The organism is Haladaptatus ordinarius, assembly GCF_054177595.1.
Genome location: NZ_JBPEHH010000096.1, coordinates 1 through 13,960 on the forward strand (window position 1 = coordinate 1; position 13,960 = coordinate 13,960).

The 13,960-nt window shown below is 61.3% G+C and carries 14 protein-coding genes and 1 tRNA gene; 6 read left to right on the top strand and 9 right to left on the bottom strand.

Annotated features, from left to right (window positions below):
• Positions 1 to 335: 335 nt before the first annotated feature.
• Positions 336 to 845 carry a GNAT family N-acetyltransferase gene (locus ACR3FF_RS21910; protein ID WP_458190278.1) on the top strand — a complete coding sequence of 170 codons (510 nt, stop codon included), beginning with the start codon at positions 336 to 338 and terminating at the stop codon, positions 843 to 845.
• 211 nt (positions 846 to 1,056) lie between these two features.
• On the top strand, positions 1,057 to 1,482 hold the full coding sequence (locus tag ACR3FF_RS21915) for an ester cyclase (protein ID WP_458190279.1): 426 nt from the start codon (positions 1,057 to 1,059) through the stop codon (positions 1,480 to 1,482).
• 209 nt (positions 1,483 to 1,691) lie between these two features.
• Here the strand turns inward: ACR3FF_RS21915 and ACR3FF_RS21920 are convergent.
• From ACR3FF_RS21920 to ACR3FF_RS21930, 3 genes are all read right to left on the bottom strand, one after another.
• A tRNA-Glu gene (locus tag ACR3FF_RS21920) sits at positions 1,692 to 1,766 on the bottom strand.
• Positions 1,767 to 1,894: 128 nt separating this feature from the next.
• On the bottom strand, positions 1,895 to 3,070 hold the full coding sequence (locus ACR3FF_RS21925) for a helix-turn-helix transcriptional regulator (RefSeq protein WP_458190280.1): 1,176 nt from the start codon (positions 3,068 to 3,070) through the stop codon (positions 1,895 to 1,897).
• Between the two features lie 51 nt (positions 3,071 to 3,121).
• Entirely contained in the window at positions 3,122 to 4,273 is a 1,152-nt protein-coding gene (locus tag ACR3FF_RS21930; RefSeq protein ID WP_458190281.1) for a metal-dependent hydrolase family protein, read from the bottom strand.
• A gap of 110 nt (positions 4,274 to 4,383) precedes the next feature.
• Between ACR3FF_RS21930 and ACR3FF_RS21935 the strand changes: the two genes are divergently transcribed.
• Complete coding sequence (locus tag ACR3FF_RS21935; protein ID WP_458190282.1) at positions 4,384 to 5,124, top strand: SDR family oxidoreductase; 741 nt, start codon at positions 4,384 to 4,386, stop codon at positions 5,122 to 5,124.
• 55 nt (positions 5,125 to 5,179) lie between these two features.
• Here the strand turns inward: ACR3FF_RS21935 and ACR3FF_RS21940 are convergent, their stop codons facing one another.
• Both ACR3FF_RS21940 and ACR3FF_RS21945 read right to left on the bottom strand, forming a co-directional pair.
• Positions 5,180 to 8,209: an FAD-binding and (Fe-S)-binding domain-containing protein gene (locus tag ACR3FF_RS21940; protein WP_458190283.1), complete on the bottom strand. Its 3,030-nt coding sequence runs from the start codon at positions 8,207 to 8,209 to the stop codon at positions 5,180 to 5,182.
• A 40-nt stretch (positions 8,210 to 8,249) separates the two neighbouring features.
• Entirely contained in the window at positions 8,250 to 9,194 is a 945-nt protein-coding gene (locus tag ACR3FF_RS21945) for a DMT family transporter (RefSeq protein WP_458190284.1), read from the bottom strand.
• A 207-nt stretch (positions 9,195 to 9,401) separates the two neighbouring features.
• Between ACR3FF_RS21945 and ACR3FF_RS21950 the strand changes: the two genes are divergently transcribed.
• Positions 9,402 to 9,887: an Lrp/AsnC family transcriptional regulator gene (locus ACR3FF_RS21950; RefSeq protein WP_458190285.1), complete on the top strand. Its 486-nt coding sequence runs from the start codon at positions 9,402 to 9,404 to the stop codon at positions 9,885 to 9,887.
• Between the two features lie 173 nt (positions 9,888 to 10,060).
• Complete coding sequence (locus tag ACR3FF_RS21955; protein WP_458190286.1) at positions 10,061 to 10,639, top strand: MBL fold metallo-hydrolase; 579 nt, start codon at positions 10,061 to 10,063, stop codon at positions 10,637 to 10,639.
• A 39-nt stretch (positions 10,640 to 10,678) separates the two neighbouring features.
• On the opposite strand, the gene ACR3FF_RS21960 is transcribed toward ACR3FF_RS21955, so the two are convergent.
• Both ACR3FF_RS21960 and ACR3FF_RS21965 read right to left on the bottom strand, forming a co-directional pair.
• Positions 10,679 to 11,467, bottom strand: a complete 789-nt coding sequence (locus tag ACR3FF_RS21960) for an ATPase (protein WP_458190287.1) — start codon at positions 11,465 to 11,467, stop codon at positions 10,679 to 10,681.
• Positions 11,464 to 11,730: a DUF5827 family protein gene (locus ACR3FF_RS21965; RefSeq protein WP_458190288.1), complete on the bottom strand. Its 267-nt coding sequence runs from the start codon at positions 11,728 to 11,730 to the stop codon at positions 11,464 to 11,466. Before ACR3FF_RS21965 ends, ACR3FF_RS21960 begins: the two co-directional genes overlap by 4 nt.
• 140 nt (positions 11,731 to 11,870) lie before the next feature.
• Here ACR3FF_RS21965 and ACR3FF_RS21970 point away from each other — a divergent pair, with 140 nt between their 5' ends.
• Positions 11,871 to 12,299: a DUF7522 family protein gene (locus tag ACR3FF_RS21970; protein WP_458190289.1), complete on the top strand. Its 429-nt coding sequence runs from the start codon at positions 11,871 to 11,873 to the stop codon at positions 12,297 to 12,299.
• Positions 12,300 to 12,361: 62 nt separating this feature from the next.
• On the opposite strand, the gene sod is transcribed toward ACR3FF_RS21970, so the two are convergent.
• Both sod and ACR3FF_RS21980 read right to left on the bottom strand, forming a co-directional pair.
• A complete protein-coding gene (gene sod, locus ACR3FF_RS21975) occupies positions 12,362 to 12,973 on the bottom strand; it encodes a superoxide dismutase (RefSeq protein WP_458190290.1) in 612 nt (203 codons plus the stop codon).
• A 105-nt stretch (positions 12,974 to 13,078) separates the two neighbouring features.
• Positions 13,079 to 13,681 (bottom strand): superoxide dismutase, encoded by a 603-nt coding sequence (locus ACR3FF_RS21980; RefSeq protein WP_458190291.1) that lies wholly within the window; start codon positions 13,679 to 13,681, stop codon positions 13,079 to 13,081.
• Between the last annotated feature and the right edge of the window lie 279 nt (positions 13,682 to 13,960).

The following is a 13,960-nucleotide window of genomic DNA, read 5'->3' on the forward strand; positions in this document are numbered from 1 at the left end:
CGGTTCGGTTCTCTCCATCTGTGGACTCTAGTTCTCCTTCACTCAGCTACTACACCAGCGTTCACTCTGGTCATCCGTGACTCAGCACAGCTCACGAAGCGACGCTCGGGAAGTACCGAGTGTGATGATTGCGACGACGAGGTCGATTGCCGAGCGAAGCACCGACCGGACGGGCGCGAGCACTGAGAGCATACGTGTCGATTCTGTGGCCATCGGGCAGTCGTTTGTGGTTGCAACTGCAAGGACTGTCGAAGAGAACACCGATAGTGGTGTGAATCGTGTATCCTGGTCTGCCGAATCACGGGATATATCGGAGGGCGACAAGTAATGTGAGCATGGAAATCCGCACAGCCAGACCGTCGGACGGCGAGTCCGTGCGCGAAGTTCATTCGACGTCCATCGAGGAACTCGGGCTGGAGGGATACACCCAGAAACAAGTAACCGCGTGGGCACGGGGGTGTGAATCTGCGGACTATTCTACAGCAATCGAGTCAAACGACCTGCAGTTCGTCGTCGCCGAAGTCGAAGGTGACGTCGTCGGATTCGGCTCCGTGACGTTCGATGCTCCCGAGACGTACGAAACGGAGGCAGACGCCGAAGTAACCGGCGTGTACGCCCATCCAGCGGTCGCTCGCAGTGGGGTGGGAACGGAAATCTACGTCGAGTTGGAACGCCGGGCACGAGCGAGGGATGTACAGACGCTCGGCCTCTCTGCGACGCTCAACGCAGTACCGTTCTACGAGTTCCACGGCTACGAGCGGGTCAGGGAGTACACGCACGAGTTTTCCAGCCACGAATCGACAGGGGTAACCGGGACGGTCGTGGAGATGAGAAAAGAGCTCTGAGTTCACGGGTACACGGAAAGACCCGACGTGCTGTATAGCGGGTGATTCCCCGAGTGGCCCATCACAGAACGACGGTATCAACCGTCTCCGCCCTGTTCCCGCGAACTACGACAACAGCTAACACGGTGGGCATGGAAGTGACGAATGGTGCTCGTCCCGAGAGGGGTAGGGGGACGCCGTCGGTCATGACGGGCACTGTGGGGGTAGTGCAATGGCGACAACAGGACAAGAAAACAAGGAACTCGTGCGACGCGTCCACGACGTTCTCGACGAACAGGACCGAGACGCCTTCGCTGAACTTCACGTGGAAGACATCGTCCTCCACGATGCGGGCGAGGAGATACATGGCGTCGATGCCGTCGTGGAACGAGAGTTGGCCCTCTGGAACGCCTTTCCGGACCTTTCTCACACCATGGAAGACGTACTGGTCGAGGACGACCGGGCCGCGTACCGGTTTACGTCCACCGGGACACACGAAGGTGGATTCCGCGGTATCGAACCGACCGGTGAGGAGTTCGAGATAACGGGTTTGGGGGTCGTCCGAATCGAAGACGGCAAATTCGCGGAGATATGGCTCAACTACGACTCACTCGGGATCATGCAGCAACTCGGGGTGGTGGAACTGCCAGACGGGTGACCGACCCGCTCCGCTGAGTTTTTCCGCAAGAGACCTCGTCTGGTTGACCTACTTTTATCTGACGAACTTTGTAGATTGGCCGACGGCGCGAGAATGGAATACTCCGTCAGATATTCTAAACCTGAAGACGCTTCCTCGCCTTCGACGAGACTGCCTCTTCCGTAAATAAAATCCCTGCGTGTCTGCTTTTCCTCACTATGTTCGGAAAATGCTCCGTCAGGGATTCGAACCCTGGTCCTTGCCGTGAGAGGGCAAGATGATTGGCCGGACTACACCAACGGAGCGCATCCTCCGATAATCGCACGCACCGTTTAACAGTTGCGTTTTCGCCACGCTGTGGCCCAATCTGTCACAATCAGCATCGGGTCACACTGTCTTCGGTCGGTGATTCGTGGCCGACAAAATATCGAGATTACTCTCGGTCGAGTGGCGACCCGGCGGCGTCCGGTTCGTGACCGTCGAGACTGATGATGTTCTCGCGCCCGACGCGGAGTTTGCTGATGTCGCCTTCGTCTTCCATCTCCGAGAGGAGCATACTCACCTTGGATTTCGACCACCCCGTCTCGTCGACGATGTTCACCTGCTTCATGCGGCCACCGTTCTCGCGGAGTAGTTTCTTGACGCGCGCCTCGTCGGTCAACAGTTCCTCGTCACTCACGGCCGGTTCGGCAGTACCGCCACTCGGTTCCGTGGATGCAGCGCCACCGTCACCGCCACCACTCGGCGTGCTCGGTGGAGACGAGAGCGAGCCGAAACTCCCCTGTCGCCAGGCGAACACCGCCGCCAGGCCGATGAGGACGACGACGGCGGCGACGAACAGCATCATGGGTGAATCGGACGGGCTCTCGTCACCATCGCCTGGCGGGTTTTCGTTACCGCCCGGGGGAGCCGTCGTGGTCGGTGAACCGTTGTTCGGTGGGGCCGTGAACCGAACCATCGGTCGCTGGTCGTTGAACTCGCGTGGGCCGGACCACGAGACGGTTTCGCTCTCTGCGAGCGTATCCCCCGTCATGTGCCGCCCATTCACCGGTTGCGCGGATTTGAACTTCATCCCGTCCGCGGGTTCGATTACGAGCGTCTGGTTTTCACTGAGAAAGAGACCTCCCTTGAACACGTCGCCGATGGCGTAGTGCCCGTCGTCGCTATACGCGAACGACGTCCACCGGAACGACATCTCGACGACACCTCGTTTCGCGTCCTGATTCAGACCGCCACCGCCGACGTATGCCCGTTTCGAGAAGTTCTCGGCGACCATCCCCCGTTCCGTCTGGTTGTTCGCCGTCGAAGTGAGCTGGCCCGCGTTGGTTCTGAAATCTCTGTACAGTTCCGTCTCACCGTTGTTGAACTCTTTCGCGAACTGATTGAACTCTTCTCGTTCGCTCTGGTTGTTCAGCGTCTTCTCGTAGCGAAACGTCCAGCGAGCGGAGTAGTTTTCGTAAACGACAATCTGAAATTCGACGTCGTCGAACTCCTGGGAGGTTGCGATCGTCTGCGGATTTGTCGGGCCATTGCTCTGGGTCGTCCCGAACGCGGGAAACGACCCGACGAGCAACATTGCGACGAGGCCGACAGCCAGGAGCCGTCTCATGTACATAATTCGTCCATGTCCGAATATAAAAGACCTTGTGACGTGAGTGCGTCACCGAGCTATGTTCCCAGATGACACGACACGCGTTGGCGATTGCCACGCTGTGACGTCCTCACGAGGATTGGAGTCGAGCACCACGAGGTCGGCTCTGTAGCCAGTTTCGACCAGTCCGACGTCGGAGAGGCCGAGCAAATCGGCGGTGTTGACCGTCGCCGCCTCCAGCGCCTCCTCGGGGGAGAGTCCGTACTCCACCATCAGTTCGAGTTCTTCTGGAATGTCGCCGTGGAAGTTGAACGGCGTCCCCGCGTCGGTTCCCATCGCAATCGATACCCCGGCGTCGATGGCGTGTTCGAAGGCCGTCTCGAACGCTTCGGCGGCCGCTTCCGCCTTCTCGACGGCGTACTCGGGGATACCGCCGTCGGTGCCCTCCTCTACGATGCCGTGGAGCGCCTTGGCGGTCGGCACCCAGTACGTCCCCCGCTCGGCCATGAGTTCCGCCGCCTCGCGGTCCATGAACGTCCCGTGTTCGACACTCGAAATCCCGGCTCGAACGGCGTTTTTGATTCCAGCCGACCCGTGGGCGTGGGCAGCCGTCGGTACGCGCTTCGCGCTGGCGGTTTCGACGAGTGCGGTCAGTTCTTCTTCGTCCAACTCGGGCGCGCCGGTGATCGCACCCTCGGTGAGGACGCCGCCGGTCGCCATGCACTTTATCACGTCCGCCCCGCGCTTGAGTTGCTCTCGGACTGCTTTCTTGACCTCCGCGCGCCCGTCTGCTTCCCGTCCGAACCAGTGACCGTGCCCGCCGGTCATCACGACGTTTTCGCCGCAGGCGAGCACTCGCGGTCCGTCAATGACTCCTTCCTCAACCGCCTGCGCCGCGTCGAGGGCGAGCGTCGTGGGTGCACCGAGGTCGCGCACGGTCGTCACGCCCGATTCGAGCGCCGCCGAGAGGTTTGCCGCCGCACGGTAGGCGAGTAACGTCTCGCTCTCTCCGACGGTCAGTGCCGGGTCGGGTCGGCCGTCCATCATTACGTGGACGTGTGAATCGACGAGACCCGGTACGACGAACTTCCCACTTGCGTCGATTTCCGCCTCCGCGTCCGGAGCGTCACCGACCGAGACGATTTCCCCATCTTCGACCGCCACGTCGGCCTCCCGGACACCGTTCGAATCCACCACGTCACCACCACGAAGTACGAGCATGGCTGGTGTGAGACACGCTGGCGAAATAACTGTCGGGGTCACGGCAGAGCGAGCGATTCTGTTCCACGAAATGACAAAAGAACGAACTCCTCTGGTGACAAACGACGGATATGGCAGATACCCCTCTCTCCGGGAAAAGTACGCTGGTGACAGGTGCGAGTTCGGGCATCGGACGGTCGACAGCACACACGCTCGCGCGCGACGGTGCGAACGTCGCGCTCGCGGCCCGACGGGAATCGGAGTTGACCGACATCGCCGACGCGCTCGAATCGGAGTACGACGTCGAAACGCTCGTCTGTCCGACCGACGTGCGCGACGAAGCGGCCGCAGCGTCGATGGTCGAGGAGACGGTATCCGCGTTCGGCGGCCTCGACGTGTTGGTGAACAACGCGGGGCTTGCGCGCGGTGAACTGGTAGAGGACCTCTCGACCGACGACTACCGAACGATGCAGGAGACGAACGTGGATGGCGTCTTCTTCGCCACACAGGTGGCTCTCCCGCACCTCCGCGAGTCGGCGGGGAACCTCATCTTCGTCGGGAGCTTCGCGGGGCAGTATCCCCGTCCGTTCAACCCGGTCTACGCCGCGACGAAGTGGTGGGTTCGCGGATTCGCCCACAGCCTCGAAGGACAGGTCGGTGCGGACGGCGTCGCCATCACGGTCGTCAACCCCTCCGAAGTTCGCACCGAGTTCGGCTCTGACTACGGCGAATCGTTCGCCGAACGATTCGAACCCGGAAGCGTGACCGAACCGGAAGAAGTCGCCGGGGCCATCGCGTTCGCCGCGCGACAGGAGATATCGACCATCAGCGAACTCGACATCTATCGACGCGACAAGTTCGACCACTTCTGAGGTCGTTCGTCCGTCTCCTTCCTGGACGTGTCCGTCGGGGAGAGCGAGTCGCCGGCTATCGAAGAGCGGTTGCGACCTTCTCGATTGGATGTGGCGGCTCCTCACCGCGCCAGTCGCCGACCTGCGTTCGACAGGACGCTCCCGGTGCGACCACCTCGGTTCCGTCGCTTTTCGCTATCTGGTCGAACAGAATCTCGCCGATTTTTCTGCTCATCGAGTAGTGTTCGGCTTCGTAGCCGAAACTCCCCGCCATCCCACAGCAGCCAGAGTCGAGGGCATCCACCTCGTAGCCCGCCTCGCGGAGAACCTCCACCGCGTGGTGATCTTTTTTCGTCGCCTTCTGGTGGCAGTGGCCGTGGTACGTCAGCGACTCGTTCCCGTCGAACGTCAGTTCGAAGTCGAAGGTGTCGACGTACTCACAGATGCCGTAGGTGTTCGCCGCGAGTCGTTCGGCGTCGGTTCTGATTCCTCCCGCGTCCGGGTCGGCGGCGCGCGGTTCGGTGTACTGGCCGCTCGACGACCCGGACTCCTCGCTCACCGGGAGTAAATCGAGATAGTCGGACTGGAGCATGACTGCGTCGGAGGGTTCGACCACCACTACGTCCCACCCGTCCCTGACGAACGGCGCGAGCGCTGCGACGTTCGTGGCTGCGTGGTCGCGCGCGGTGTCGAGAAATCCCTTCGAGTGGGCGGAACGGCCGCTCGCCGTCACGTCGTTGGGAATCCGGACGTGGGCGCCAGCGCCTTCTAACACTCGAACGGCGGCTTTCCCCGCCGCCGGATGGTTGTAGTTGGTGTAGGTGTCCGGAAAGAGGAGCACGCGGCGGTCGGCGTCGGATTCCGGAACGCGGGGTCCTCGCGTTTCGAACCAGTCTTCGAGGCTCTCCCGGTGAAACGTCGGCAGTGAGCGTTCTTTCGCGATGCCGATGGTCCACTCTAGTACCCTCCGGGCCCCAGGTAGTTTCGTCGTCCAGTTCGAGAGCGGTGCGAACGTGCTCCCGAGCGCGGAGAAGTCGTCGACGTGTGCGAACATGGAGTCGCGGACGCTCGCGCCGTGGCGCTGGTGGTGTTCGTGTTCGATTTCGGCTTTGAGTTTCGCCATGTCCACCTCGCTCGGACAGTCACGAGCACAGCCCTTACAGCCGATACAGAGGTCCATCACCTCGTGCATGAACTCCACGTCGAACTGCTCGCCTTCCTCCAGACCGCCACTCATCGCCTGTCGAAGCATGTTCGCCCGACCGCGGGTGCTCGTTATCTCTTCGTCTGCAGCACGGTAGGTCGGACACATCACCCCGCCCGTGGTCTCCTGACCGCCACGACAGCCACCACAGCCGTGACAGAGTTCGACCATCCCCTGGAACCCATTCTCATTCTCCCAGTTCAGCACGGGGTCGAAGCTGGAGTCGAACTCGTAACTGGGCGAGAATCGGAGATTCTCGGTCATGTCCACGTCTCCACAGACCTGCCCCGGATTCAGGAGCCAGTCGGGGTCGAACGCGGATTTGAGGTCGCGGAACACGCCCCACATTCGATCACCGTACAGTTTCCGGTTCCACTGGGTGCGAGCGCGCCCGTCGCCGTGTTCGCCCGACACGCTACCGCTGTATTTCACCACGAGGTCGGTCGCGGCATCCGCGATGGATTCCATCTGGTTCAACCCCGCTGGACTCTTCGTATCGACGAGCGGCCGGATGTGCAGACACCCCGGTCCGGCGTGGGCGTAGAAACTGGCGAACGTGTCGTTGTCTTCGAGTACCTGCTGGAAGTCGGCGACGTACTCGGGGAGGTTTTCCGGTGGCACCGCGCTGTCCTCGATGAACGAGATGTGTTTCGCGTCCGTCGTTCGCGAGAGCAAGATAGGCAGGCCGGACTTCCGCAGTTTCCAGAACCGAGCGCGCCCGGCCTCGTCGTGTGCCTCCATCGCGGCGAGCGCTCTGTCCCCCTCGCGGTCGTCACGCAGGCGAGCGACCTTCTGGCGTCCGTCCTCGTCGTCTTCGGCGTAGAACTCGACGAGGAGGACGGAGTCGGTTCCGTCAGGCAGCATCTCCACGACGTCGCGGAACTCCTCGGTGTCGCGGGCGAGCGAGATGAGCACGTCGTCCAGGACTTCGACTGCGGCGGGGTCGTGTTCGAGGATGGGAGCCACGTCCGCCATCGCAGTCGTGAGACTGTCGTAGGAAAAGAGTGCCATCGCCTTGGTCTCGGGGACCGGTTCGAGCGAGACGGTCGCCTCGGTGACGATGGCCAGCGTCCCTTCGCTCCCAGCGAGGAGGCGGGCGAGGTTCACAGTCCCCGATTCGGCTTCTTCGACTACTCTGTCGAGATTGTACCCCGATACGTTGCGCTTGAGTTGCGGAAACACCTCACGGACCGCATCGGATTCCTCTTCGACGATTCGCAGCACTTCGGCGTAAATCTCCGCCTCCAGCGACTCTCCGCCTGCCTTCTCGCGCAGTTCGGCGAGGGTCACTTCACCGAAGGTCGTCACCGTCCCGTCCGCGAGGACGACTTCCACCGCCTCGACGTACGCGTCGGTCTTGCCGTATTTCAGCGAGTGAGACCCAGTCGAGTTGTTGCCGATGGCACCGCCGAGGGCGCTCTTGTCGCCCCACGCCGGGTCAGGCGCGAACTTCAGGTCGTGGTCGGCGAGCGCACGGTTCAGGTCGCCGAGGACGACGCCGGGTTGGGCGCGAGCAGTGCGTGCATCGAGATCTGTATCGAGGAGGGCGTCCATGTTGCGGGTGAAATCCAGCACGACAGCCTCGTTGACCGACTGGCCCGCCAGACTGGTTCCACCGCCGCGCGGGAGGACGGGTATCTCGCGGTGAGCGCAGTAGGACATCACCGCCGACACGTCCTCAGTCGAACTCGGGAAGACGACACCAATCGGTGTCACCTCGTAGGCGCTCGCGTCCGTCGCGTAGAGTTGGCGGGAGTACTCGTCGAAGCGAACCTCGCCGTCGATTCGTTTTTGCAGGTCGCCGACGAGGCCGGAACGTTTCACGTCGTCGGAGTAATAGTCGTAGTCCGCTCGACCGTCGCGGGCCGGGTTGTCTTCGTCACCCACGTCGCGTGTTGCCATGCGAGAGCTTAGGTGGAGGGGGCCGAAAAGTGATGTGGGGTCAGGCCCGACGTGCACGCAATCTCGCCGAACGCGCGAAGGCAAACAGCGCGTCTCGTTTCAGCAGGGCGAACCCGACGAAGATGGTGGCAAAGCCCACGACGGTCGTCTCCGCCACCAGTTCGCCGAGCAAGAGCCAACTGAGGACCGTGGCGACGACGGGTTCGAGGTAGCCGACGAGATTGAGTTCCGTGGGACCGATGCGGTCTAGCAACTGGAAGTAGAGCAAGAACGCGACCACGCCGGAGACGAGCGTCAGGTAGGCCAGGGACGCGATCGCGGGCATCGACCAGTCGATTGCAGTCGGTGACTCGCCTCGAAAGACGCTGACGACGTGGAGCAATCCGGAGCCGAACACCATCGCCCACCCTTGCAGGGCAGGAATCGAGATTTCGGTTTCGAGTGGGCGAGTGAGCACCGACCCGAGTGCGAAACTCGCTGCACCGAGGAAGACGAGCCCGATGCCGAGCGCGTCCACCGAGAGGACGTTCGAAGGCGTTGGGTTCGCGACGATTGCGACACCGGCGACGCCGAAGACGAACCCGACGACGCCGAGGGAGGTGACGTGCTCGTCCGCGAGGAATACGCTGGCGAAGACGGCGGTGAGAACGGGCGAGAGACTGACGACCACTGCCGCGAGCGCACCCGGAACGTGTTCCTGGCCGAGGTAGAGCAGGCTGTGGTGACCCGCGATGATGAACGCGCCGACGGTGACGATAGCCAACACGTCGGCTCGACGCTGCGGTCGCCAGCGGTCGGTCGTGACGACCGCGTAACCGAGGATGACCAGACCGGCCACGTCGTAGCGGATGGCCGCGAACAGCAGCGGTGGGAAGTGGTGGAGACCGACGTCGATGGAGACGAACGAAGCCCCCCAGAAGCTGGCTAATAGTACGAACAATACCCCATCGTTCGGCAGCAATCTACTAGATTTGGACAGTAGCATAGATTTCTATCCAACCGTATCAGATGGGTGTTGTTAAATCCTTCTACAAGAGTCGGGTTTGTCATTGGATATCAGTCGCACCAGACGATAGAAATTACGAGTTTGACTTCATCATACTGAAATACTATCGACATTTTCGTACGGGACCCCTATTCGTTCTGACTGGAACCCAGAGGTTACATACCGTAACGCCCCAATGCTGAGACGATGGACGAACGCGACGTGACACTGCTCAAGGCGATCGCCGACCTGGAGTCGGGGAGTCCCGAGAAACTCCACGAGGAAACCGGCATCCCGGTCTCAACCATCCACTACCGGTTGAACAACCTCCGCGAGGCGGGTATCATCGAGAACGACCTCTACGACATCGACCTCGAAACGTTCGGCCTCGGCGTCACCGTCGTCGTGGAGGTGTTCGCCGACTACACCGGGTCGTACACCGACGTCGGTGAGAAGATTCTGGACATCGAAGGCGTCACCCAGGCGTACTTCACGATGGGCGAGACGGACTTCGTCGTGACCGCCCATCTCACCGGGCGAGAGATGGTCGAGCGACTCATCGGCGATTTCGAACGCATCGAAGAAGTCGAACGAACGAACTCGACGTTCGTCATCTCCACGCTCCGGGACACGCATCGTGTGCTCCAGAGCTACAGTCTAGAAACGCTCCTCGAGGAACTCACCGAAGAGTAGACGCCAGCCTCGGGCGAGCGTCCATAACTCCCCCCTTCCCCGACCACTTTTCGAGTCGTCTCCGGGCCAGGTTCGTCGCTCACGGCAGTGGTCCCGCGCTGACGGGACCGATATCGCGCCGTCTGTTCGGGACGAACGAAACCGGGAAACCCACCCCGTTCCTACGTCGACACATGATTCGCAATATCGCGACCGGCGTCCAGTCGTTCACTAGCAACGCCTTCCTCGTCGACGGCGAGCGCACCGTCCTCGTCGACACCGGGTCGAACTTCGACGCCGTGGGCCGCATCGAGGAACTGGCGGGCGGCCTCGACGCGGTAATCTTCACGCACACGCACCCCGATCACGTCGGTAACGTCGAGGCAGTGAAAGACGCCTTCGGCGTCGAAGCGTTCGGATTCGACACGAACCAGCACGGCGTCGACGTCGCAATCGAAGACGAGGAGACGCTCGCGCTCGGTGACGACGACTACCGCGCCCTCCATACGCCGGGCCACAAGGACGACCACCTCTGTTTCTACTCGGAGTCGGCGGGCGTGCTGTTCGCTGGCGACCTCGTGTTTCAGAACGGGAGTTTCGGCAGAACCGACCTCGAAGAAGGTGACCGCGAGACGCTCGTTCGGAGTATCGACCGCGTACTCGGCGCGGTTGACGAGGACCTGCGCGAGATGCACACTGGGCACGGCCCGAGCGTGACCACCAACCCCCACCACGACGTCGAACTCGCCTCGCAGGCCGCACGGATGTACTGACAACCCGCTCGAGGACCCAACGACTTGCTCCGGAATCGCCTATCGGAGTGCGTCGTATGCCGTCTCGTAGGCAGCGGCGATTTTCGCTGGGTCGGCCCGCTTCGATTTCCCCAGTGGTTCAAGGGTGAACGTCTCGACGGGGCCGAGGAGACTCACCACGTCTTCGACGCGCTTTTCGAGCGTGCCGTCCCGCGCGCTGCTGTCGGCGACTTCACAGGCTTTCTCGTACCGTTTGCCGTCGTACACGCGAACTCGGCGCGGTTCGACGACCGCGACCGTGTCGAACTCGACGCCCCGAATCGGGCGGGCGATGTCGCTGTACGACTCCACGACCGCCCGGTCTTCGTCCCGGATTCGTTCGGACAACGCCCGGAAGTGTGGAAGGTAGCGTCGTTCGGTCTGGTCGTTCAGTTCGGACAGCGACTGGACTGCCACAGCATCGTCGAGCGGGAGGTTCGTTTCGACGAACGCCGGGAGGGAGACGGTTCCGTTCACCACGAACGCCTCGCCAACGCGGTCGACGAGAAACTCTCGGTGTTTCTGGCCGAGCAGTCCTTGTCCCTTGCCCGGTGCAGGCCACCAGAGGCGGTGGACCGGATTCACGTCTTCGGGCGTGTGCGCGCCTGCACTCGCGTCCGCGAGACGCGTCGCGTCCTTTCCGTAGAGTCGTCCCTCGGAGATTGCGCTCACGGCGTCGTCGTGGTCGAACCAGAAGTCGTTGCCTGCGCGGGGTTTGAATCCGACGCCGTCGATGTGGTCTAAGAGACCGACGGTGAACGTCGTCTTCCCGGCATCGACTCTGTCGCTTCCCGCGATGAGGACGGTCATGTCTGCAGACCGTAGTAGCCCGGTTCCTCCTCGCTCGGGGGTTCTGCAACCACGAGGTCGGCAGCGTTGACCATTATCCACGGAATCGCCCAGTCGAGCAGGATGTCTTCGGTTTCGACGTCGATTTCGGCGTTCGGGTCGAGACCCTGTAAGAGCCGCGCTATCTCGTAGACGGTGTACATCGAGTCCGCTTCGAGCAGTTCGTCGGGTTCGTAGAAGTCGCAGGGAAACAGTTCTTCGAACTCCGATTTCGATTTCGGCATGCGCGAAGGTACGTCCGACCGAGCGTAAAACCTCACGAATCGAATCGCACTGGCGCACGGTCGTTCATCCGCTGTGGTGACCATAACCCGCGATAATCACAACCGAGAATTTATAATATTGATTCAGTATAGTGAATGACATGCGCGAAGAGCAGGGGAGCGAGACGAAAGACGTGCTCGTATCGGCGTTCGCCGAATTCGGGGGCGAGAGGCTCAGAGACATCTGGTTGTTCGACCAGACGGACTACGAGGTGCTGTATCTTCGTGACGACGTCGAGACGAAACTTGAGGACGTCGACGTTTCGAAATACGTCGACAACGAGCGATTCGGGTTCGTCACGCGGGACACGTACGACCAGTTGTACTACGCCTCCTATCGGTACACGGTGCGAGGGTTCGACGACTTCGAACAGTTCGGGATGTTCTTCTCGGACGACGAACGAAACGTCGGCGTGTTCGCCAGTTTTGACCAGCGACTGAGCGGATACGATTACGAATCGCTCTTTCGGCACATGACCGATATCGCGTCGGGATACGACGTTCCGACCGTCTCGTCCACCGAGGACTAACGTCTCTCTCGTCCGATAGCGTGCTCTCTACCGCGGCGTCGAAAAATGGGTGGGTTGTGGCCTTACTCGAACCGCGGCACGACGTTCTCGTACTGGTCGGCGACTTCGTCCCAATCGACGACTTCGAAGAAGTTGTCGATGAAATCGCCACGGTCCGGACCGTAATCGTAGTAGTAGGAGTGTTCCCACACGTCGAGTGCGAGAATCGGGTGGCTTCCCCAGAGTGCGCCCTGGTCGTGTTTGTCCACCTTGACGTTACGGAGTTGCTTTGCGACGGGGTCGTAGACGAGTAGCGCCCAGCCACCTGCAGCGCTCGCGGCAGCCTCGAACTCGCCTTTCCAACCCTCGTAGGAGCCGAAGTCCTCCTCGATACGGTCTGCGAGTTCACCCGTCGGTTCGCCGCCACCGTTCGCGTCCATGTTGTCCCAGAAGAGGGTGTGGAGATAGTGTCCACAGCCGTTGTGGGTGACGTTCCCCAGCGCACCCGCCGTGCCGGAGTAGTCGCCGGACTCGCGATTCTCGGCGAGCGTCTCCTCGGCACTGTTCAGGCCGTTGACGTAGCCCTGGTGGTGCGTGTCGTGGTGCCACGTGAGCACCTGTTCGGAGATGTGTGGTTCCAGTGCGTCGTAGTCGTACGGAAGCGGTGGCAGTTCCGCGTTGGATTTTTCTGGCATCGTAAGTCCTCCATCAATCACATCTCCCCTATCTCTGTTAAACCTTGAGGAGGAGTTAGGTAACACACAACACGATATTGCGGCAAAAAACTCCGATTTCGTGCGTTACGCGCCTCTGGCCGCGTCGTAGCGTGCCGCCACGTCGTCCCAGTTCACGACGTCCCAGAAGTTGTCCACGTACTCGCCGCGGTTGTTCTCGTACTGGAGATAGTAGGCATGTTCCCACACGTCCAGCACGAGCAGCGGCGTCGTCCCTTGGGGCGTCTGATTCTGGTGGTTCTCGGCCATGCTGACGACGAGCTGGTCGCCGATGTGGTCGTAGAGGAGGAGTCCCCATCCCGACCCTTCGACGCCCTTCGCGGCCGCCGAGAAGTGCGCCTTGAACGAGTCGAACGAGTCGAACTGCTCGTCCAGGGCGTCCGCGAGTTCGCCGCCGGGCTCACCGCCACCGTCGGGTGACATGTTCTCCCAGAACACGGAGTGGTTGACGTGACCCGAAAGGTTGAACGCGAGGTTGCGCTCGACCGCCTTTATATCCCCCCACTCGTCGTTTTGCCGCATCTCCTCTAGCTGGTCGAGCGCCGCGTTCGCACCGTTCACGTACCCCTGATGGTGTTTGTCGTGATGCAGTTCCATGATGCGTGCGTCGATGCTCGGCTCCAGTGCGTCGTAGTCGTACGGCAGGTCTGGTAGTTCGTAAGTTGCCATTCGAAATCCCCCGTGTGCTGGTCAACGGAGGTCGTGTTAAGCGTTAAGGCGAACGACGAAGGGTGACCGGGAGACGACCGTACTGGCTTCGAACGGCGGTGTCGACCTCCGCGACGCGGGTTCTGGGTATCGACGCCGCCCGACGATCCCACACTCGACTGTCGGTACTTCCCATCGAGTCAGTGGATAGTCACGACTGACGGGGTTAGATTCTCAGGAAGCGTCTGGATGGGTGATTATGAGATTTCTCTACCATCCAGACACTGTTCTTACGGCTGC